18 protein-coding genes are annotated in these 20559 nt (G+C 59.6%); 15 read left to right on the forward strand and 3 right to left on the reverse strand.

Translation table 11 applies throughout. The features are described from left to right. Positions 1-36 precede the first annotated feature (36 nt). The 8 genes from leuS (at position 37) to FTW19_RS11135 (ending at position 8804) form a co-directional block, all read left to right on the forward strand. Positions 37-2541: a leucine--tRNA ligase gene (leuS, locus tag FTW19_RS11105; RefSeq protein WP_147647689.1), complete on the forward strand. Its 2505-nt coding sequence runs from the start codon at positions 37-39 to the stop codon at positions 2539-2541. 195 nt (positions 2542-2736) lie between these two features. Next, positions 2737-3654 (forward strand): hypothetical protein, encoded by a 918-nt coding sequence (locus FTW19_RS11110; RefSeq protein ID WP_147647690.1) that lies wholly within the window; start codon positions 2737-2739, stop codon positions 3652-3654. Between the two features lie 62 nt (positions 3655-3716). Beyond that, positions 3717-3887: a hypothetical protein gene (locus FTW19_RS25790; protein ID WP_187143422.1), complete on the forward strand. Its 171-nt coding sequence runs from the start codon at positions 3717-3719 to the stop codon at positions 3885-3887. A gap of 59 nt (positions 3888-3946) precedes the next feature. Next, the gene (guaA, locus tag FTW19_RS11115; protein ID WP_246153681.1) at positions 3947-5560 is read left to right on the forward strand and encodes a glutamine-hydrolyzing GMP synthase; all 1614 of its coding nucleotides are present in this window, start codon (positions 3947-3949) and stop codon (positions 5558-5560) included. A 206-nt stretch (positions 5561-5766) separates the two neighbouring features. Next, a complete protein-coding gene (locus FTW19_RS11120; RefSeq protein WP_147647691.1) occupies positions 5767-6027 on the forward strand; it encodes a hypothetical protein in 261 nt (86 codons plus the stop codon). Between the two features lie 97 nt (positions 6028-6124). Beyond that, entirely contained in the window at positions 6125-6496 is a 372-nt protein-coding gene (locus tag FTW19_RS11125; protein WP_147647692.1) for a hypothetical protein, read from the forward strand. 113 nt (positions 6497-6609) lie between these two features. Further along, positions 6610-7266, forward strand: a complete 657-nt coding sequence (locus tag FTW19_RS11130) for a carbonic anhydrase (protein ID WP_147647693.1) — start codon at positions 6610-6612, stop codon at positions 7264-7266. An 11-nt stretch (positions 7267-7277) separates the two neighbouring features. Next, entirely contained in the window at positions 7278-8804 is a 1527-nt protein-coding gene (locus FTW19_RS11135; protein ID WP_147647694.1) for a SulP family inorganic anion transporter, read from the forward strand. Between the two features lie 110 nt (positions 8805-8914). Here the strand turns inward: FTW19_RS11135 and FTW19_RS11140 are convergent, their stop codons facing one another. Both FTW19_RS11140 and rph read right to left on the reverse strand, forming a co-directional pair. Beyond that, positions 8915-9925: a tagatose 1,6-diphosphate aldolase gene (locus FTW19_RS11140; RefSeq protein WP_147647695.1), complete on the reverse strand. Its 1011-nt coding sequence runs from the start codon at positions 9923-9925 to the stop codon at positions 8915-8917. A 154-nt stretch (positions 9926-10079) separates the two neighbouring features. After that, a complete protein-coding gene (rph, locus tag FTW19_RS11145; protein WP_147647696.1) occupies positions 10080-10808 on the reverse strand; it encodes a ribonuclease PH in 729 nt (242 codons plus the stop codon). A gap of 403 nt (positions 10809-11211) precedes the next feature. Between rph and FTW19_RS11150 the strand changes: the two genes are divergently transcribed. Genes FTW19_RS11150 through FTW19_RS11175 form a run of 6 tightly spaced genes read left to right on the forward strand, consistent with a single transcriptional unit; the run spans position 11212 to position 17305 of the window. Beyond that, positions 11212-12612, forward strand: coding sequence for a sigma-54-dependent transcriptional regulator (locus tag FTW19_RS11150; RefSeq protein ID WP_246153682.1), 1401 nt, complete (start codon positions 11212-11214; stop codon positions 12610-12612). An 11-nt stretch (positions 12613-12623) separates the two neighbouring features. After that, positions 12624-13127 (forward strand): hypothetical protein, encoded by a 504-nt coding sequence (locus FTW19_RS11155; RefSeq protein WP_147647698.1) that lies wholly within the window; start codon positions 12624-12626, stop codon positions 13125-13127. Between the two features lie 44 nt (positions 13128-13171). Continuing rightward, complete coding sequence (locus FTW19_RS11160) at positions 13172-13399, forward strand: CDGSH iron-sulfur domain-containing protein (RefSeq protein ID WP_147647699.1); 228 nt, start codon at positions 13172-13174, stop codon at positions 13397-13399. A gap of 19 nt (positions 13400-13418) precedes the next feature. Next, entirely contained in the window at positions 13419-15563 is a 2145-nt protein-coding gene (locus FTW19_RS11165) for a CocE/NonD family hydrolase (RefSeq protein WP_246153683.1), read from the forward strand. A 7-nt stretch (positions 15564-15570) separates the two neighbouring features. Then, positions 15571-16131: an NUDIX domain-containing protein gene (locus tag FTW19_RS11170; RefSeq protein WP_147647700.1), complete on the forward strand. Its 561-nt coding sequence runs from the start codon at positions 15571-15573 to the stop codon at positions 16129-16131. 7 nt (positions 16132-16138) lie between these two features. Then, entirely contained in the window at positions 16139-17305 is a 1167-nt protein-coding gene (locus tag FTW19_RS11175; RefSeq protein ID WP_147647701.1) for a threonine synthase, read from the forward strand. On the opposite strand, the gene FTW19_RS11180 is transcribed toward FTW19_RS11175, so the two are convergent. Next, complete coding sequence (locus tag FTW19_RS11180; RefSeq protein ID WP_147650586.1) at positions 17280-19232, reverse strand: ABC transporter ATP-binding protein; 1953 nt, start codon at positions 19230-19232, stop codon at positions 17280-17282. The genes FTW19_RS11175 and FTW19_RS11180 overlap by 26 nt on opposite strands. 67 nt (positions 19233-19299) lie before the next feature. Between FTW19_RS11180 and hemW the strand changes: the two genes are divergently transcribed. Next, a complete protein-coding gene (gene hemW / locus FTW19_RS11185) occupies positions 19300-20445 on the forward strand; it encodes a radical SAM family heme chaperone HemW (protein WP_147647702.1) in 1146 nt (381 codons plus the stop codon). Positions 20446-20559: the final 114 nt, after the last annotated feature.

Below are 20559 nucleotides of genomic sequence, written 5' to 3' on the forward strand. Positions count from 1 at the left end.
AGTTGCCCTTTTCTTTACAATCGATGATGTATGTCCATGGAAGAAAAGCAGCAGCGTTATAACCCCGCTGAGATTGAACCACGCTGGCAGCAGCGCTGGGACGCGGATCCCAACCTTTACGCCGCCGAGCCCGCAGGCAGCGGCAAGCCCAAGTATTACGTGCTGGAGATGCTGCCGTACCCCAGCGGCAAACTGCACATGGGCCACGTCCGTAACTACTCCATCGGCGACGCCCTGGCGCGCTTCATGTGGATGCGCGGGTACAACGTGCTGCACCCCATGGGATGGGACTCCTTCGGCCTGCCTGCCGAAAATGCCGCGCTGAAGAACAACACCCCGCCGCGCGAGTGGACGCTCTCGAACATCGCTGAGATGCGCAAGCAGATGAAGCGCATGGGGCTCAGCTACGACTGGCAGCGCGAGGTCACCACCTGCCTGCCCGACTACTACAAGTGGAACCAGTGGTTCTTCCTCCGCATGTTCGAGAAGGACCTGGCTTACAAGAAGAGCAGCAAGCTCAACTGGTGTCCGCAGTGCGCCACGGTGCTGGCCAACGAGCAGGTGATTGACGGCCGCTGTTGGCGGCACGAAGACCAGATCGTCGAACTGCGAGAGATGGACCAGTGGTTCTTCCGCATTACGCGCTATGCCGACCAGTTGCTCGAAGGCCTGGACAGCATGCCAGGCTGGCCCGAGAAGGTGCGCACGATGCAGCGCAACTGGATCGGCCGCAGCGATGGGACCCTCGTCGACTTCGCCGTGGAAGACCTCGACTGCCCGATCACTGTCTTCACCACGCGCGTGGACACCATCTTCGGAGCCACCAGTGTGCAGGTCGCACCAGAACACGCCGCTGCCAAGGCCTTTGCCGCCGAGGACGCGGAACTGGCGAAGAAGATCGAGGAGCTGCTCGCCCAGCAGCAGGCCGCGCGCGAGACCGGAGATATCGGCAACATCGAGAAGCACGGCTATCCCACCGGCCGCTTCGCCATAAATCCATATAACGGCGAGCGTGTACCGATCTGGATTGCGAACTACATCCTGGCCGACTACGGCACCGGCGCCATCATGAGCGTCCCGGCGCACGATGAGCGCGACTTCGAGTTCGCCACGAAGTACGACCTGCCGATTCGGCGTGTCCTTGCGCCCAACGTCGATGTTGCTGAACAGCCCGAGCTTCCGTACACGGCGGAAGATGATGCTGTGCTCATCGACTCCGGCGAGTTCACCGGCGAAGCCGCGCTCGAAGCGCAGCAGAAGATGGCAAAGCACGCCGAGACCCACGGCTTCGGCAAAGCCACCATCACCTGGCGCTTGAAGGATTGGGGCGTCAGCCGTCAGCGGTATTGGGGTACGCCGATTCCGGTTGTCTATTGCGAGAAGGACGGCATCGTTGCTGTTCCCGACGATCAACTCCCGGTCTTGCTTCCCGACAACATCGAGATCACGCAGCAGGGCGGTTCGCCGCTCGGCAAGGTCGCGGAGTTCGTCAATACGACCTGTCCCAAGTGCGGCGGCCCGGCACGGCGCGAGACCGACACCATGGACACCTTTGTCGACTCGTCCTGGTACTTCTATCGCTATACCGATGCGAAGAACGAAGGCGCGCCATTTGATTCTGCCACTACGAACTACTGGTTTCCGATCGATCAGTACATCGGTGGTGTTGAGCACGCCATTCTGCACCTGATCTACTCGCGCTACTGGACTAAGGTGATGCGCGACCTCGGCCTCATCGACAACGATGAGCCGGCGACCCGCCTCTTTACGCAGGGCATGGTCATCAAGAACGGCGCGAAGATGTCCAAGTCGAAGGGCAATGTTGTTTCGCCCGACGACATGATCGCGCAGTACGGCGCCGATGCTACGCGTATGTATGCTCTCTTCGCTGCGCCTCCGGATCGTGATCTGGAATGGCAGGAGGAAGGCGTTGCCGGCATCAGCCGTTTCCTCTCGCGCGTCTATCGCCTTACCACGAAGTACGCTCCTGGAATTGCGACGATCGAAGACAACGGTGCAAACCAGGCGCTCACACCCGCCGGCCTGAAGCTGCTCCGCAAGCTGCATCAGACCATCGCCAAGATCTCGCAGAACTTCTCCGGCCGCTGGACCTTCAACACCTGCATTGCCGCCGTCATGGAGCTGGTGAACGCGATCGTCGATGCAGAGCCGGCGATGGACTCCGGCGAGGTCTCGACCGCAACGCAGAAAGAGGTCTTTACCGCCCTCGTACTTCTGCTCGCTCCGTTTGCTCCGTTCCTGTCGGCGGAGCTGTGGGAGGTCTTAGGACACTCCGGAGTTGTCTTCCGCCATGCGTGGCCCGAAGCTGACGAAGAGCTCGCCAAGGAAGACGAACTGGAGATCCCGGTACAGATCAACGGCAAGCTTGCGAATGTCGTCAAAGTGCCTGCCGGCTCCAGCGAGGATGCCATCAAGGAAACGGCGCTCGCCGATGAAAAGGTGGCTGCACGTATCGCCGGTAAGACCGTGGTGAAGATCATTTACGTGCCGAATAAACTGCTGAACATCGTCGTGAAATAGTTGGGTGGGAGCCGCGGGCTTCAGCCCGCGGTTATCGGCCAGAAAGAATTTGGGCTTTAGCCCTGGGCTTTCTACTCGGATAAGTGAAAGGCCCAAGGCTAAAGCCTTTGTTATTTTGATCTGCCATTCAGCGGGCTGAAGCCCGCTGCTCCCACCCAGCCCTTAAACTGGAACCAAGGAAGGCGAAGCAAACCCTTGTCCACCTACGAGAGCCAGTCCAGTAAGACCATTCGCGGTACCCAGAGCTTTGTCGGCACGATGTCCTGGGTATGGAAACATCCTCTCTTGGTAGGTCTGGAGATCCTCTGGCGCTGGCTCTGGGGTATTCCCGCGCTGTGGCTCACCGCGCGCACCGCAAAACGAATTCTCGATCAACATCCCGTCGACTGGACCGCACTGCAGCACGCCTCGCTGCTCGATCCCATGCACGCTGCTGAGGTCGCCGGGGCAATCATCACCGTACTCGCCGCACCAGTCACGGAAGCGCTCACCTGGTTGCTTCCTCTATTGATGCTCACCTGGGTAGCGGCGCATACCATCGGCCGCACCATTGTGTTGCACCGTATCGACGCGGAGCTGATACCTCGCCCGGCTACCTTCCTGCTGCTTACACTGCTGCGTCTCGTCGCACTAGCCCTTGCGTTCGCTGTATGGTGGCGTTCATTGCTCTGGTCGTCGACCATTACTATCGCCAATCCCATCGCGCAAGGCAGGGAACCGAACCTCGTCGGCTACTGCGCGCTGCTCATCATTTTTTCCATGGGCGTCTTCGTCCTGTGGGGTGTGGTGAGCTGGATCTTCTCTATTGCTCCCTTGCTCGCGGTGGTGCGTCAACTGACTGCCGCACAGGCCATCCGTGAGTCCTTCCGCCTCGGCGCACTGCGGCAGAAGCTGGTCGAGATCAACCTGGTGATGGGGATCGTCAAAATCACGCTGATAGTGCTCGCGATGGTCTTCTCGGCGACGCCCTTGCCGTTTCAGTCCGTGGCGACAGACAGCTTCCTGCACACGTGGTGGGCCGGTGTTACCGTCGCTTACCTGATCGCCTCAGACTTCTTCCACGTGGCGCGTGCCGTAGCGTACCTCCAGCTCTATCGCCGTGCTACTGGGTAAAGTGGAAAGCACAACGCCGCTCGTTGCTACCGCATCCTACTGCCGCAGCAAGGAGGGACAGTATGTCCTTTGCCCTGTATCTGATTGGATATCTCCTCTTCATCGCCGGTGTCGCCTATGCGGCCCATCTGGCGCATGTCCCGCAGCATTGGATCTTCGCGCTGATTCTGATTCTGGCCGGTGCCGGCGTCCTGACGGGCGTCAAGAACACGCGACACAAAGACCCTGTATAGGCCCGGGCTGGATTCCGGCCTATTTCGAGGGGCGATTGCGCACATCGTAAAATAGGCTCGTGGACTCCCAAATAGCCGCTGACGCCGCATCGACTTCCACCATCGTTATTCTCGACTTCGGATCGCAATACACCCAGCTCATTGCTCGCCGCATCCGCGAGTTCAATGTCTTCTCCGTGGTGTTGCCTTGCACCGCTCCGCTGAGCGATGTGCTTGCCCTGAATCCGAAGGGCATCATCCTTTCGGGCGGTCCCAGTTCGGTCTACGACGCCGATGCTCCTGCCGCTGATCCTAAGGTGCTGACCACCGAACTGCCGATTCTCGGTATCTGCTACGGCCTGCAGTTCATCACTCACCATCTCGGCGGCAAGGTTCATCCCGCGGACAAGCGTGAGTACGGCCACGCGCGCGTACAGATCGCCAACCACAACCGGCTTTTCGCCGGCCTGCCGCAGGAGATCAACGTGTGGATGTCCCACGGCGATTCCGCAGTGCAGCTCCCCGAAGGCTTTACCCAGACCGCCCAGACCTCCAGCGCCCTGGCCAGCATCGCCAACGAAGAGAAGCGCATCTGGGCGGTGCAGTTCCATCCCGAGGTCAACCACTCGGAAAAGGGAAGCGAGCTGCTGCGCAACTTCGTCATCGAGATCTGCGGCGCCAAACCTGACTGGACTCCGGAACACTTCATTCAGTCCACCGTCGAACGTGTGCGTGCCCAGGTTGGTCCCAAAGGACACGCCATCTGCGGTCTCTCCGGTGGCGTGGACTCGTCCGTCGCTGCCGTTCTAGTCCACAAGGCTATCGGCGATCGCCTCACCTGTATCTTCGTGAACAACGGCGTCCTGCGTAAGGAGGAGTTTGCAAAGGTGCAGGCCACCATGCGCGAGAAGCTCGGCCTGAAGGTCATCGCGGTCGACGCGGGCGAACGCTTCCTCTCGCGTCTCTCCGGCATTACCGATCCCGAGGCAAAGCGCAAGATCATCGGCAACGAGTTCATCGCGGTCTTCGACGATGAGGCAGAGAAGATCCTGAAGGACCTCGAAACCAAGGGCGTTGCCGAGCACGACGCCGAAGGCAACGAAGTCGCCTGGCTGGTGCAGGGAACGCTGTATCCCGACGTGATCGAATCGTCCTCAGTAAAAGGCCCATCGCAGACCATCAAGAGCCATCACAACGTCGGCGGCTTGCCGGAGAACATGAAGCTCAAGCTGATTGAGCCACTGCGCGATCTCTTCAAAGACGAAGTCCGCCGCATCGGCCGCGACCTCGGCATGCCGGAAGAGATCCTGGAGCGCCAGCCCTTCCCTGGTCCCGGGTTAGCTGTCCGTATCCTGGGCGAGATCACGCCAGACCGCGTCGCCATCCTGCAGGAGGCGGACGCCGTTGTGGTCGAAGAGGTCAAAGCCGCAGGCCTCTACCGCCAGCTCTGGCAGAGCTTCGCCGTGCTGCTCCCGGTGAAGACGGTAGGTGTAATGGGCGACCAGCGCACCTACGCCTACACCTGCGCCATCCGCGCGGTGACCAGCGAAGACGGCATGACCGCCGACTGGGCTCCGCTCCCCTATGAGGTGCTGAAGACTATCTCCAGCCGCATCGTGAACGAGGTACGTGGCATCAACCGCGTGGTCTACGACATCACCTCGAAACCACCGGGCACCATCGAGTGGGAGTAGCAACGAACGAGAGGTGTACTGAATGCCCTGGGTGACTGACATCGAGGCACTCAGGCTTCGCTCGTTGGGTAAAGATACGCGGCGCGTATGTAGGCGGATCGAGCCTAAGCTCGATCCGTTTTTCTTTCTTTGTCATTTCGTAGCGCAGCGAAGAAATCTGCTTCTCCGCATGCTTGGTCCGGAGTTCGTTTCGTAGGAAGGGTGGCTTGCATATCGTCGAAGGTGCCGGTGTCGACCAGTCGCTGGGCTGCAGCCTGCAGGGCCTCATTGTTCAGGGTCTCTCCCGGTTTGAGACCGGAAGCGGCCCCGAGTTCCGTCTAGGGAGAAAGATTTTGACCATCGAAGACGATTTTCTTGATGATGTACTGTGCGTGGGCGGCAGAAACGGCAAAAAACAAAGCAGTTATGCGGATAAGCGAGCGCATGAACATGGCGATGCTATCCCGCGTCGAAGTGGGACACAATAAAACTTGCTCACCTTCTGGGTTGGCAGGCGTACATTCTGTGGCACAATACACCAAAGCTATGCGCAAAACTCACCTCCTCGTACGAACGGCCTTGCTGATGGCTCTCGCCCTCGGCATGAACCTGCTCTCGTATGTGGATATTGCGCATGGCCGCCGGGCGCCCCATAGTTCGCGCATTGCCTATTCGCACGTTCCGCCACATGGATCGCACCGGCCGACCGGCCGCAGTGGACGCACGCTGCGTCTTGCCGCCGCCGATAATCATGCTCCGGAAGTGGCCGAGGCTACGGTCATCCCCAAAATGAAGCCGATCGACCCGGTCGTTGTCTCGCCGGCCGTCGCTCTGCCGTATCTGGGGCCGATTCTTCAGCCCGAAATGATCTCCGAGCCTCTGGCTCAGGTCAATGAGATTGCCGCCGGTTCCGCTCCACGCGCGCCGGGTGGCTCCCGCGCACCTCCCATCGCTTAATTTCTCCGCTCGCAAAGCCCCTGTGTTTGTGAGCGCCTTCGTGTATCTACACACCGGCGTTCCCATAGACGCACCCGCTTATTCGATGTGCACCATTTAGGAGATTGCAAACGATGCAACGCCTTCTCGACGGGTACGCCCGTTTTCGGAACGAAGTTTTTCCAAATCATTCCTCGCTCTTTGCCCAGCTCGCCCGCGGACAGAAACCGGAAGTCTGCCTGATCACCTGCTCCGACTCACGCGTTATGCCGGAGATGATTCTGCAGTGCGATCCCGGCCAGATCTTCCCTATCCGCAATGCAGGCAACCTGGTACCGCCTCCGGGAGAGTCGCATAGCGGCGTCACCGCGACGGTGGAGTACGCCGTCAAGGCGCTGAAGGTGGCCGATATCGTGGTCTGCGGTCACACTGGCTGCGGCGCGATGAAGGAGTTCCTGGAGCGCAAGCACGTTGAGGAACTGCCTCTCGTACACGCATGGCTTCGCCATGCCGGACCATCCGCCAAGTGGCTGCGCAGCCTCTTTGAAGAGGCGGGTGCGATCTCGCTTGAGAAGCAGACCGAGCTCCTCATCCAGGCCAACGTTATGACCCAGCTCAACCATCTGGCCCAGCAACCGGCGGTCGCCGAAGGTTTGGCGAACGGTACGGTTCGTCTGCACGGATGGGTTTATGACATCGCAACCGGCGAGATTATCGCTCTCGACAATGAATCCGGCGCTTTCCTTCCGCTTACGGTCGGCGCCGATGACGAAAACCGTCGTATCGCATAAAGGAAATCATCATGAAGAACACAGTCTCGCAGCCGGCAAACGGCGCTCTGGTGAAAGACCTTTCAGCGTCGTTGGTTGTATTCCTTGTAGCCCTGCCATTGTGCATGGGCATCGCTCTGGCATCCGGCGTTCCGCCGGCCCGAGGTATTGTTACCGGCATCATCGGCGGTATCATCGTCGGTCTGTTCTCCGGTTCGCCGCTGCAGGTCAGCGGCCCGGCTGCGGGACTGGCCGTTATCGTCTTTGAGCTGATCCACGAGCATGGTATCTCCGCGCTCGGCCCCATCCTCATCCTTGCCGGGGCCATGCAGCTCACCGCGGGGCTACTCAAGATGGGCCGCTGGTTCCGCGCCATCTCCCCTGAAGTGATTCACGGCATGCTCGCCGGCATCGGCGTCCTCATCGTGATTCAGCAGTTCCATGTCGTTCTGGATCGCTCGCCGAAGTCCAATGGCCCGGCAAATATCATGGCTATGGGCGAAGCCGTCTTCGGCGGTATCTTTCCGCTGAATGGCAGCAGGGAAGAGGCGGCAGCTCTTGTCGGCATCATCACACTGGGTGTCATGCTGCTATGGGAACGCTTCCGTCCTGCTAAGCTGCGTCTGCTTCCCGGAGCCTTGCTTGGTATCGCTGCCGGAACCACCGTGGCACAGGTCTTCCATCTCGGTGTAAACCGCGTCAACGTTCCCTCAAACCTGAGCGATATGGTCAGCATCACCGGCCCGTCGACGATCGCGTCGGTCAACTGGTTCAGCCTGATCGGCACGGCCGCCGCTCTCGCCTTTATTGCTTCCGCGGAGACGCTGCTCTCGGCTGCTGCCGTCGACCAGATGCAGACGCGGGTGCGGGCAAACTATGACAAGGAGCTCGCGGCCCAGGGTGTCGGCAACATGCTCTGCGGCTTCGTTGGCGCCCTGCCGATGACCGGTGTCATCGTGCGCAGCTCCGCCAATGTGCAGGCCGGCGCTGAGACCCGCAAGTCCACCATCCTTCATGGCCTCTGGCTGCTGCTCTTTGTGTTGGCAATGCCTTTCGTCCTGCGGATGATTCCAACCGCCAGCCTTGCCGCTGTACTGGTGCTTACGGGCATCAAGCTGGTGAAGCCGAAGGATGTGCTGCATCTGCGCCGCTTCGGCTGGGCTCCGGTTGGCATTTACCTGCTCTCCATGGGCACCATTGTGGCAACCAACCTGCTGACAGGCGTTCTGGTTGGCATCGGTCTCTCGCTGCTGCGCGTACTCTGGAAAGTGACGCACCTTGAGACTCACGTCGAGGAGAAGGACGACCTGACCGAGGTTCACTTCTCCGGCGTCGGTACCTTTCTGGCGATTCCGAAGATTACCGCCGCGCTCGATCAGGTGTCTGTGGACAAACCTGTTGTTGTCCATACACACTCTCTGCGGTATGTCGATCACGCGTGCATCGAGGTGATCGAAAACTGGGTCGAACGCCGCCAGGAGCGTGGGAGTATCGTCCACTTAGAGGTTGAGATGCTGCATCGCCGCTACCATACGCCGGTCAGCCGCAGCGTCGCGTAAAGTTTGCTCTTTGCTGTGTGCCGGTTCTGCCAGAGGACGGGCGCCATTCAAAGCAAAGAGCAGGGCCCGCCAATTTGGCGGGCCCTTTTTCTTTCTACTGCTGAGGCTCTTTAACCCAGTTCTTCCAGGCTGTTGGCGCCGAACTTCACATACCACGGTGTTGCTGCCTGCAGCGCCTTGTTCACGTTGTTGATGTTCTCCACGCCGGTCGTGTTCAACCAGTCCTCAAAGGCCTTGGCGCCCTGCTTGGCGAAGATGGGGATGCCGTCGTACCAGGTGGCGCGGCCGCAGAGTACACCGTTGAACTTTGTTCCTGATTCGGCCGAGAGCTCCAGCGTCTCGATAAACACCGGATTGGTCACACCGGCAGACAGATAGATGAAAGGCTTGTGCGTCATCGATTCCGCATCGCGGAAGTGCTGCAAGGCCTCAGCGCGGGAGTATGCCTTCTCTCCCTTGAACGCCCGTGTGCCTTCCACGAAGGCCATCTCCACCGGAACCTCGACCTTCAGCACATCGACGCCATAGCGTTCCTTGCCGAACTCCGCCATCGATCCGGAGACGACCTCAGGCTTCTTCTTAGCGTACACCAGTGTCTTCTCTCCGCCGCCGTTCTCGTCGTAGCCAACCGTCTCCAGGAAGAAGGGAATGTCATGGCATCGGCACTCATCGCCAATACGCTCCACCCAGGCATGCTTCAGGTCATTGACGGTGCTGTCTTCGAAGGGAGTGTAGTAGAGCAGGATCTTGATACAGTCTGCTCCGGCCTCCTTCAGGCGGCGGACGCTCCATACATCCAGCAGGTCCGGCAGTCTACCTGGAGTATTGGCGTCGTAACCAGTCTTTTCATAGGCCAGCAGAAGGCCGGCCTTATTGCGATGCTCCGCCGCGGGAAGCCCGAACTCCGGATCCAGAAGGATAGCCGAGGCATGCTTCGTCAGCACCGAGGTGACGTGAACCTTGAACTCCTCCAGGTCATGGGCAGTGGCGGTTCCCCCGCGCTCTTTGGCGATGGACTTCTGCAGCGATCCACGCTGATCCATGGCCGCGGCTGCAATGACGCCGCGCTTATCCGATACCGCCTTCAAACCTGCCAATTTGCCGGGTGTGGGCTTGGTCATAAGGTCTCCTGCTTGTCTGTTCCTTTGTGATCGGTTGGTGTTCGAATGGGGAATCTTCGTACCTGCGGTGTAGACACTAAACGAGCCCGAAGACTCCTGTCGAATTCGTGCTTACCACTGTACAACAACGTTCGATAATCGCGGAAAGTTGCGATTATCGGACAGTGTGCCGCTGCAACTCGAAAAGATGCCGAATGCCGATCTCGGCAAAGTCCAGCATTGTGCCTAACTGTTCCCGGGTATAAGGATGGCGTTCTGCTGTCGCCTGGGTCTCCACCAGGCCGCCGCTTTCGGTCATGACGACATTCATATCTACTTCGGCCTGTGAGTCCTCTTCATAGCAGAGATCAAGCAGCACATTGCCTTCGACGATGCCGACGCTGGTGGCCGCGACCAGTTCGCGCATCGGGTTCTGCGGCAGCGTGCCTGCCTCCACCAGCTTGTTCAGCGCAATGGCAAGCGCCGCGCATGCACCGGTGATTGCCGCCGTTCTGGTTCCGCCATCGGCCTGCAGAACGTCGCAGTCCAGAATCACAGTCCGTTCGCCGAGCGCCGTCATATCGACCACCGAGCGCAGCGACCGTCCAATCAGACGTTGGATCTCATGGGTGCGTCCGCCGATCTTGCCCCTCTCGGCCTCGCGCGGGGTGCGGGTGAGGGTAGCCCGGGGCAGCATGCCATACTCAGCCGTTACCCATCCGCGCCCGGAGTTGCGCAGCCAGCCGGGTACGCCATTCTCGATGGTGGCGTTGCACAGTACGCGGGTATAGCCGGCCTCAATCAGAACCGACCCTTCCGCCATGCCGACGAAACCGGGGGTAAGGGAGGTAACGCGAAGCTGATCGGTCTTACGATCGCCAGGACGAAGAAACGGAGTTGCCATGGAGCGATTGTAATGAGCCTCCATCGATTGCCGTCGACAAGCCTCAGGCTGGACCATTTTGGGAGCAACCGGGAACGGATTTCGATACGCTGAATCGACCAGCGCCATGGGGGACGGTGTAATGCCTTTGACAACATCTTTTTTGTATTTTGTTTTGAATCACTTACCAAATTGGTACAAGGAATGTGAAAATATCCATATTGTCGTGATATAAGCAAGCTCTCTGGAGGTGTCTGCCAATGCGGGCGATCTTGTTGAGCTGTTCCGCCAACCCTATTCAAATCCTCCGTATCCTCTCCTCTCAAGGAGGGCTGAGATGAGAGGTCAAGCGTCTATGCCAACTCCTGTCCCTCGTTGGAAAACAGCTCAACCCGCCGCTCGGACTGTTGCACCGCCAAATGGCATGAACCTGCTAGTCGTTGATGACGACTCCGCCGTTCGCCACGCCTGTTGCGAAATCGGTAAGAGCGCCGGCTTCCAGATCTTTGCCTCGGGAACCATCGCCGAGAGCGAAGCGATTCTCAATGAACAGGCGATTGATATTGTCCTGCTCGACCTTCGTGTGCCCGGCGGCAGCAGTCTCGATCTCCTGGAACGTGCCCGCTCGGCGCATCCGGAGCTGGTTGTCATCCTGATGACGGCATTTGCCACGGTCGCTTCTGCAGTAGAAGCGATGCGCAACGGCGCATCGGACTATCTGACCAAGCCTTTTGCGCTGGAAGAACTGATGCAGGTTCTCGACCGCGCCAGGCGACGCCGGACCTTTGAGCTGGAAGCCCGCCGCCTGCGGGAGGGGACCGGAGAGTCGCGTTCGCTGTCGAGTCTGTTAATTGGCAACACCGCCGCGATGCAGCAGCTTTCGCGCATGATCACCAAAGTGGCGCAATCGTCGCACCCGGTACTCATTCTGGGCGAAACTGGAACCGGCAAGGAACTGGTTGCGCGAGCCGTCCATGAGGGTGGTGCTCACGCTGACCGACCTTTTCTCGCCGTGGACTGCGGCGCCCTGGTGCCGAGCCTGATTGAGAGCGAGCTCTTCGGCTACGTGAAAGGCGCCTTTACCGGCGCCGACAAGGCCAAAGACGGCCTGCTAGTAGCCGCGGATGATGGCACAGTCTTTCTGGATGAGATCGGTGACCTTCCTCTCGATATGCAGACGCGGCTCCTGCGCGCGCTTCAGGAAAAGGAAGTCCGTCCGATCGGCGCGTCCGAGCCAGTGGCAGTTCATGCCCGTATCCTGGCTGCCACCAACCGTGACCTGCCGGCGATGGTCGAACAGGGAACCTTCCGCAAGGATCTCTATTTCCGGCTGAACGTCGTCAATCTGCGTGTTCCCCCGTTACGTCAGCGCCGCGATGATATTCCGCTGCTCGCTGCCCACTTCCTGGAGCGCATGCGCCGCGAAGATGGAGTCGACTATGTTGTCTCCGACGAGGCGCTTCGTGTGATGCACGAGTACGACTGGCCGGGCAATGTGCGGGAGTTGGAGCACGCGATTGAGCGTGCCTGCGCTATCTCTTCCGGGCCTGTCCTCACCATGGCGGAGCTGCCAACGCAGTTACAGGAGTACCGGGCGCAGACAGCGCGCGGCGGCTCAGTCATCGCGGTCGCACCTGCGGCTGAGAACGTAACTGTTGTCCACCAGTCGCCCGGCATCGTCTCCATCGCAGAGCTTGAAAAGCAGGCCATTCTCAACACGATTCAACAACTCAACGGCGACAAATTGATGGCGGCGCGCTTGCTCGGTATCGGCAAGACGACGCTCTATCGCAAGTTGAAAGAGTACGGCATCGAGCACATCTAAGGGAGAGACCGATGGAAGCAACGATTCTGCTGGTCAGTGCTTCGGCAAAGGCGGAAGGCTGCGCGTCGTTCCTGTCAAAACGCCTCAACGCGTCGATTGAGATTGTCGCCAACCGCCGGTCGGCTTTGGCGACGCTGCGCCGCAATGAGTTCCAGGTTGTGATGGTCGATGCCGATCTGGCGATGCAGTATCCAGACGGCGCTGATCTCTTCTGGCAGCACTCCGGCCTGGCCCTGCCGATCTTGTTCCGTATGCCGGCGGAAGATTGCTCTGTGCTGCTCCGCGAGGTTCGTGCCGGGCTGGCACGCCGCGAACGGGAGCAGCAGCTCGCACGTCGCGCCGTTACTGCATCGCTCGAGGCTGAGCTGAAGTCGTCCGTGACCGGTATTCTGCTGGAATCGGAGCTGGCTCTGCGTGAACCCGGACTTTCGCCGGTTCTGGAGCGCCGTTTGCGGCACTTGACAGAGCTGGCCATCTCGTTGCGCGACCGCCTGCGTCCGGAGCCATCCAGCTAGCTGGTATGCTGAGCTTTCCATCTATCTAAGGAGAGCTACCCGGAATGTCCGAAGTATCGCCCGTCAAAGTCACTGTTCGCCCCAACGGCCCCCTGCGTGTGGAAGGCCCCATCGTTCTCACGGATGCCGATGGCAAAGAGTGGGATCTGACCGGAAAGCCTGCCGTTTCGCTCTGCCGTTGTGGCGCCAGTGAGAAGCGCCCCTTTTGTGATGGTTCGCATAACCGCGTGGGCTTTCAGTGTGCGGCCAGCCCTGCCGGAAATCTGACCTAGTTCCTTTCGGAGTCTGCCGATGATGATGCTGCGTTCGTACGCTCTTCGTAGCCTTGCCCTGCTTGCCGTATCCGCCCCCGTACTTGCTCAGAATGCCGATGAGGCCCTGTTGAAGGCTGCGGTGGGCGAGTACGCGCAGCACGCTGAGCCTGATGTCCTGGTGGCGGTTCGCTTCTCCGGCAGCGCGCTCACCCTTGAAGGGGAGCGCGCCCGCCGTGTGGCCCTTAAGCCTGAGGGAAGTGGTTTTACTACGGAGGGCGGCAACCAGGCCGTCGATTTCACGCGTGACGCCAGCGGAAAGGTCACAGGTCTAACCGTCGCGCGCGGCAACATGCATGTGGCGTACGACAAGATCGGTGACGCTCCCGTCACGGTCAGCCACTATCGTCCCTACATCCGCACCGAGGCGATGATTCCCGCGCGCGACGGAGTCAAGCTCCACGTAGTCATCCTGCGGCCGGAAGGTTCTGAGAAGTCCGGGGAGCCGCTGCCTGTTCTGATGTCGCGTACGCCCTACGGCGCGGGCGGAAGCTCAGACATGGTGAATGGCTCTAAGCCGGAGCTGGCTGCCAGCGGCTACATCTTCGTCTACGCCGATATTCGCGGCCGTTATGGATCCGAAGGCCAGTTCGTCATGAATCGCCCGGTCGTTCATAAGTATGGCGATCGTACCGATACCAAGCTCGTAGATGAGAGCTCCGATACTTACGACACGGTCGAATGGCTGGTAAAGAACCTGCCGAACAACAATGGTCGCGTAGGTGTACTGGGTGTCTCGTATCCTGGCTTTCTTGCCATGATGGCGGGCGTAGATCATCATCCGGCGGTGAAGGCGATCTCTCCCCAGGCTCCGATGACGGATGTCTGGATGGGCGACGACTTCTTCCATAACGGAGCCTTCCGCGAGACCTATGGCTTCGATTATGTGCAGCAACTGGAGCGCGCCAAAGACGATCAGCGTGTCTCCATGAACGACGATCTCTTTGAGTGGTTCCTGAAGAACCGAAACTTTGAGGGCGCGGCAAAGGCAGCCGGCATGGATCATCTGCCGACGGCGAAGGCGTTTCTGACGCAGCCCAGCTATACGAAGTTCTGGCAGGAAATGGCTGTACAGGCCCGCCTGACACAGATCGAAGTGCCAACTCTTGAAGTCGGCGGCTGGTGGGACCAGGAAGATATGTGGGGAACGCAGGCGGAGTACGCCGCGCTGCGCCCGCACGACGGCAAGAAGGACAAGCAGCATGCCGTCTTCATGGTTCTGGGGCCGTGGAACCACGGCGGCTGGGGAGCTACTTCGCGTCATCTGGGCGCGGTCGATTTTGAAGCGCCTGCAGGCGATCAATACCGCAAGACCATTGAAGCTCCGTTCTTCGAGTTCTACCTGAAGGACAAACCCGGCTTCGATCTCAAGGACACTGCCAGCTTCCGCACCGGTGAAGACCGGTGGCATCGTTATGACGTCTGGCCGCCGAAGACCGGCTTCAAGACGGCGAAGCTCTATCTTGCTCCGCAGAAGAGTGTCAGCTTCGCAGCGCCGAAGGGAGACGACAAGTCTTCGGTGGTTACCTATGTTGCCGATCCCGCGAATCCTGTTCCGTATCGCGCACGGCCGATCCAGTCCACCTATGGCAATGGATCGAAGTGGCGGCAATGGCTGGTGGAAGATCAGCGTTTCGTGACCAGCCGTAACGACACGGCAGTCTTCCAGTCGCCTGTGCTCGATAAAGACACCACCATCACCGGCGATATCGTCGCTGACCTTTTCGCTTCCACGACCGGCAGCGATGCCGACTGGGTTGTGAAGCTGATCGATGTTTATCCGGACGACGCTCCGGCGCCCATGGCCGGTTACCAGCTCATGATCGTCGATGAGATCTTCCGCGGCCGCTATAACAAGAGCTTCGAGAAGCCTGAGGCGATCACTCCGAACCAGGTCGCTGAGTTCAAGTGGAGTCTTCATGGGGCGGACCACACCTTCCAAAAAGGGCACCGCATTATGGTGCAGGTGCAGTCTTCGTGGTTCCCGCTCTATGATCGCAATCCGCAGACCTTCGTGGAAAACATCATGACCGCTCCCGCAGATGCGTACAAACCGCAGACGCAGAGCATCTATTTCTCGGCAGCCCATCCTTCGCACCTCGAAGTGCTGGTCCTTGCCGAGTAGGAGCTTCATGTCGATCAAGACCATCTCCTCCCGCGAGGTCTACCGCAATCCCTGGACACGCGTACGGGAAGACATCATCGAGCGCCCGGGCGGCGTGCGGGGTGTCTATGGCGTCATCGAGAAAGACCCGGCCTGCATCATCATCCCTTTGGAGCGCACGCCTGAAGGAGAGTTCGTCTACCTGGTGGAGCAGTATCGTTACACCATCGGTAAGCGGTTCAAAGAATTCCCCCAGGGTGGCTGGGAGACTGAAGATATCGTTCCCGAGGAGCTCGCTCATGGGGAATTGGGGGAAGAAACCGGCCTGATTGCCGGCCGCATGACTCTTCTCAACGAGATGTGGATCGCTTATGGCGTGATGCGCCAGCGGCACTATCTCTATCTCGCAGAGGACTTGAAACAGGGCGTAACGGAGCGGGATCCGGAAGAGCACGACCTCGAGATCTTTCGTGTCTCCGTCGCCGAATTTGAACAGATGATCCTGCGCAGCGAGATTCAGGATAACTGCACTCTCGCCGCGTGGGGCGCCTACAAAGTCTGGCGTGAGCATAACCCGCGCCCGGAATAAAGGAAATATGCCGTCGATCAAGCATCTTGAATGTTCGCGCTGCGGCCACACGGCCAGCGCATCGGTCCCGCAGAATGTCTGTCCGCAGTGCGCAGGCTCCTACTATGTCCGCTACGATCTCTCCGCGGCGAAAGGGCTTGCTGCCCGTGATCGCGTGACAGTGGACTATCCTCGCTCCACCGGCATGTGGCGCTATCGCGAGGTCTTGCCGGAGGTTACACCGGTTTCCCTTGGTGAAGGCTGGACGCCCATGTTGCCCAGCCGCCGCTACGGCAAGGTATGGGTGAAGGAAGAGGGCGCCAATCCCACTGGAACCTTCAAGGCGCGCGGCATGGCGATGGCCATCTCCATGGCGAAGCATCTGGGCATTCGCAAGGTCGCTGCTCCTTCCGCAGGCAATGCCGGAGGAGCGATGGCTGCCTATGCTGCTGCCGCCGGGATGGAAGCTCATATCTTCATGCCGAAGGATGTCCCCCTGTCGAACCAGGTGGAGTGCCACATTCACGGCGCACATCTCACGCTGGTGGATGGACTGATCTCGGACTGTGGCCGCATCGTCGCGGAGCGCAAAGACGCCGAGGGCTGGTTCGATATGTCCACGCTGAAGGAGCCATATCGTATCGAAGGTAAAAAGACGATGGGCTATGAGCTGGTAGAGCAGCTTGGCTGGCGCTATCCCGCGGCGGTCTTTTATCCCACCGGCGGTGGTGTGGGGATGATCGGCATGTGGAAGGCCTTTGAGGAGATGGAAGAGCTCGGCTGGGTCTCCGGTCCTCGCCCGAAGATGATTGCGGTGCAAGCCGCAGGTTGTGCGCCGATCACGGTCGCCTATGAGGCTGGCGAAAAGGCATCGGTAATGTATCCCAATGCTCAAACCTTCGCATCCGGCCTGCGCGTGCCAAAGCCTTATGGCGACTATCTGATTCTCGATATCGTCCGCGCCAGCGGCGGCACTGTTGTCTCGCGAACTGACGATCAGATCTTTGACGCGCTCTCAGATTGGGGCAGGAACGAAGGCCTGCTGCTATCGCCCGAAGGCGCTTCTTCGATGGCGGCCTACGACTACCTGATCGAGACCGGCTTCCTGAAGCCGGACGATGAGGTGGTGCTCTTCAATACCGGTTCGGGGAACAAGTACACCGACGTCATCAGCCAGCGGCTGGGGTTGGGATAACACTGGGGGCAGTGTCTCCCAGTTCCTGGTCCTTGTACTGCAACTGGTAAAGCTTCCAGTACAGGCCGCGATGCGCCAGCAACTGCTGATGCGTGCCTTGTTCGTGCAGATGTCCCTTGTGCATCACCAGGATGGTGTCAGCCTTTTGAATCGTAGAGAGCCGGTGAGCAATCATCACCGAGGTGCGTCCGGTAATCATGCGATCTACCGCCGAGCGAACCAGGAGCTCCGTCTCGGTATCGACGGAGCTGGTCGCTTCATCCAGGATCAGAATGCCCGGGCGGTGGGCCAGCGCGCGCGCAAAGGAGATGAGTTGTTTCTGGCCGGTGGAGAAGGTGGCTCCTCGCTCCACGACGGGTTCCTGCAGCTCGTTGGAGAGGCTGCGGATGAAGGCTCCGAGATTGACGTCTTCTACGGACTGCTGGAGCTGTTCGTCGGTGATCCAGTCGCTGCCCAGGCGGATGTTCTGAGCAATGGTGCCAGTGAACAGGAATGGATCCTGCAGGACGACGCCAAAGCGCCTGCGCAGGCGATTCAGATCCTGTAGCCGCACATCGACGCTATCCACCAGGACCTCGCCGCGCTGCACGTCGTAGAAGCGCATCATCAGGCTGGTGATGGTCGTCTTGCCCGCGCCGGTGTGGCCTACGATGGCGGCGGTTTCATCAGGAGCGATGATGAAGGAGACCCCCTTCAGAATCCATTCAATCTGTGTGTCAGCCGCCAGCTCTTCATCCGTAGCGGAGGAGACGAAGACCTGCTGCGCCTCGGTCAGGCGCTGATAGGTGAACCAGACGTTGCGGAACTCGACCGAGCCGGAGTTGTCGCCGGCAATCGGCTGTGCAGGCGACTGGATCGCGGGAGCGGTATCCAGCAGCTTGAAAATGCGTTCCGCGGCAGCCATGGCAGCCTGCAGGATGTTGTACTTTTCGCTGAGGTCCTGGATGGGGCGGAAGAACCGCTGTGCGTATTGCATGAAGGCGATCAGCACGCCGATGGTGACATACCCAGAGAGGACTCCGCCTCCGCCGCGCCAGATCACCAGTGCAATGGCTGTCGCTGAGAGCAATTCGACGGCCGGGTAATACAGCGCATAGGCGAAGATCGCGTCGGTCCACGCCTGCTTGTTTTCATCGTTGACGGCGGAGAAGTCACGGAAGGCACGCTTCTCGCGGTTGAACATCTGCACCACCGCCATGCCAGAGACATACTCCTGTGTGAAGGAGTTGATGCGCGCGGTTGCGCCGCGCTGGCGCCGGTAGCTGTTCCGCACATGGTCGCGGAACAGCTTTGTACAGTAGATGATGGCCGGAATCACCGAGAGCGTCATCAGCGCCAGCAGGGGATTCATCTGCACCATCACAATCACGATGAACAGCAGGACGAAAACGTCCTCGAAGATGGCCAGCACGCCCGAGGTGAACATCTCGTTCAGGGCGTCGACATCGCCGGTGACACGGGTGACTAGCCGGCCCACAGGGTTGTGGTCGTAAAAACTGACATCCATGCGCTGCAGATGCCGGAAGATCTGGCTGCGCATATCGAACATGACGCGCTGCCCGGTCCACTGCATCAGGTAGGTTTGCATGAACTCCAGGCCATAGCTCACCAGCAGGGCGATGAGGTACAGCGCCGCAAGCTGAGAGATACCGGTAATCGGGTCATGGCTCAGGTAGCGGACGATCCAGGCCGGTTTGTGGCCTGCTTCGGGAGACATGTAGGCATCGACGCCGACCTTAACCAGGAACGGTCCTGCTACGTCCGCCCCCGCCTTCAACAGGATCGCCAAAGCAGAGATCAAGGCATGGCCTGTGTATGGCCGCAGATAGGTCAGCAAACGCCGCATCAGGCGTGAATCGAATGCTTTACCCGCCGGATCGTCGTCATGTGCCGACTTTTTCTTCTTGTCTTCTGCCTTGGCCGCCATCTGGATAGATTGTAGATGCGGAGCCACCCGTCTCCGGTTCACCCTTTCCGGTGAAACAATAGAGAAGATGTCCCCCGCCGGTCTCTATCTTTCGGTTCCGTTCTGCCGCGCCAAGTGCAGTTACTGCAACTTCGCGTCCGACGCCTTCGGCCCCGCCCGGATGGATGCGTATGTGGACCGTCTCTGCGAAGAGATCGCCCAGGCGCCGGCAAAGGCTTCCGGCATGGGGGCGACGTTACCCCGGGATGTGGATTCGGTGTATTTCGGTGGAGGGACGCCTAGCCTGCTCTCTGCCGTGCACTTTCAGCGCATCTTTGAAGCCCTGCAGGCCGTTTTCTCGCTGCAAACCGATGTTGAGCTCACGCTGGAATGCGCTCCGGGGCAGCTTGCGGACGATACCCTCGCGGAGCTGCTTCGTCACGGCCTTAACCGGGTCAGCCTGGGGGTGCAGTCCTTTGTCGACCAGGAGTCGCGTGCGGTCGGCCGCTTCCACACAAAGGATGTCTGCCTGGCCGAGATCGCCCGTCTGCGCTCCGCCGGCGTGCAGGAGATCAATGTCGATCTGATCGCAGGTCTGCCGCATCAGACCCATGAAAGCTGGCGTATCTCTCTGGAGCAGGCCGCTGCGGCAGATGTGCCTCACGTCAGTGTCTATATGTTGGAGGTCGATGAGGAGTCCCGGCTCGGCAGGGAACTCATCGCAGGCGGCGTTCGCTATCACGCCCACCATGTGCCCGACGATGGCCTGGTGGCGGAGATGTATCTGGAGGCCTGTGAGTTCCTGGGGAACAACGGCATTCCTCAATACGAGATCTCGAACTTCGCCCGTCCGGGCCATGCCTCCCGCCACAACCTTAAGTATTGGAAGCGACTTCCATACCTCGGTCTGGGGTTGGACGCACACTCCATGTTGGGCGGTTGGCGCTTCCAGAACACGGACGATCTGAATGCTTATCTCGAAGGCAAAGCAGCGCCCGACCCGGTTGTTGTCACGCCGCATGAGGCATTGGAGGAGGAGGTCTTTCTCGGCCTGCGGCTGAATGAAGGAATTCTTCTTCCTGAAGACGGTCCCGTCGTTCCAGTGCTGCAGCAGTTGGTTCGAGAGGGCCTGATGCAGCTTCAGGGAGAGCGGATTGCTTTGACGCCGAAGGGGCGTCTTCTCTCGAACGATGTCTTTACGGAGCTTCTAGGCGCTGGAGCATTTTCCCTGTAGGTATAGAGTGGGGTTTCCGCATCTACGAGCGTTTTCCGCAACGAAAACGCCGCTGCACTCCTCTTCCGGGATACCCAGCAACAGGGAAATGCTCTACTGCCTGAGACAATACTG

Source organism: Terriglobus albidus, assembly GCF_008000815.1.
In the GTDB taxonomy this organism is placed as follows: domain Bacteria; phylum Acidobacteriota; class Terriglobia; order Terriglobales; family Acidobacteriaceae; genus Terriglobus; species Terriglobus albidus_A.

What these genes read in the sequence shown, in the direction of transcription:
- FTW19_RS11125 (WP_147647692.1), top strand. Translation starts at nt 6,125, where the DNA reads ATGGCTCTCGCCCTCGGCATGAACCTGCTCTCGTATGTGGATATTGCG.
- FTW19_RS25790 (WP_187143422.1), top strand. Translation starts at nt 3,717, where the DNA reads ATGTCCTTTGCCCTGTATCTGATTGGATATCTCCTCTTCATCGCCGGT.
- FTW19_RS11170 (WP_147647700.1), top strand. Translation starts at nt 15,571, where the DNA reads ATGTCGATCAAGACCATCTCCTCCCGCGAGGTCTACCGCAATCCCTGG.
- rph (WP_147647696.1), bottom strand. Translation starts at nt 10,808, where the DNA reads ATGGCAACTCCGTTTCTTCGTCCTGGCGATCGTAAGACCGATCAGCTT.
- FTW19_RS11130 (WP_147647693.1), top strand. Translation starts at nt 6,610, where the DNA reads ATGCAACGCCTTCTCGACGGGTACGCCCGTTTTCGGAACGAAGTTTTT.
- leuS (WP_147647689.1), top strand. Translation starts at nt 37, where the DNA reads ATGGAAGAAAAGCAGCAGCGTTATAACCCCGCTGAGATTGAACCACGC.
- FTW19_RS11175 (WP_147647701.1), top strand. Translation starts at nt 16,139, where the DNA reads ATGCCGTCGATCAAGCATCTTGAATGTTCGCGCTGCGGCCACACGGCC.
- FTW19_RS11160 (WP_147647699.1), top strand. Translation starts at nt 13,172, where the DNA reads ATGTCCGAAGTATCGCCCGTCAAAGTCACTGTTCGCCCCAACGGCCCC.
- FTW19_RS11140 (WP_147647695.1), bottom strand. Translation starts at nt 9,925, where the DNA reads ATGACCAAGCCCACACCCGGCAAATTGGCAGGTTTGAAGGCGGTATCG.
- FTW19_RS11135 (WP_147647694.1), top strand. Translation starts at nt 7,278, where the DNA reads ATGAAGAACACAGTCTCGCAGCCGGCAAACGGCGCTCTGGTGAAAGAC.
- FTW19_RS11180 (WP_147650586.1), bottom strand. Translation starts at nt 19,232, where the DNA reads ATGGCGGCCAAGGCAGAAGACAAGAAGAAAAAGTCGGCACATGACGAC.
- hemW (WP_147647702.1), top strand. Translation starts at nt 19,300, where the DNA reads ATGTCCCCCGCCGGTCTCTATCTTTCGGTTCCGTTCTGCCGCGCCAAG.
- FTW19_RS11150 (WP_246153682.1), top strand. Translation starts at nt 11,212, where the DNA reads ATGAACCTGCTAGTCGTTGATGACGACTCCGCCGTTCGCCACGCCTGT.
- FTW19_RS11155 (WP_147647698.1), top strand. Translation starts at nt 12,624, where the DNA reads ATGGAAGCAACGATTCTGCTGGTCAGTGCTTCGGCAAAGGCGGAAGGC.
- FTW19_RS11165 (WP_246153683.1), top strand. Translation starts at nt 13,419, where the DNA reads ATGATGATGCTGCGTTCGTACGCTCTTCGTAGCCTTGCCCTGCTTGCC.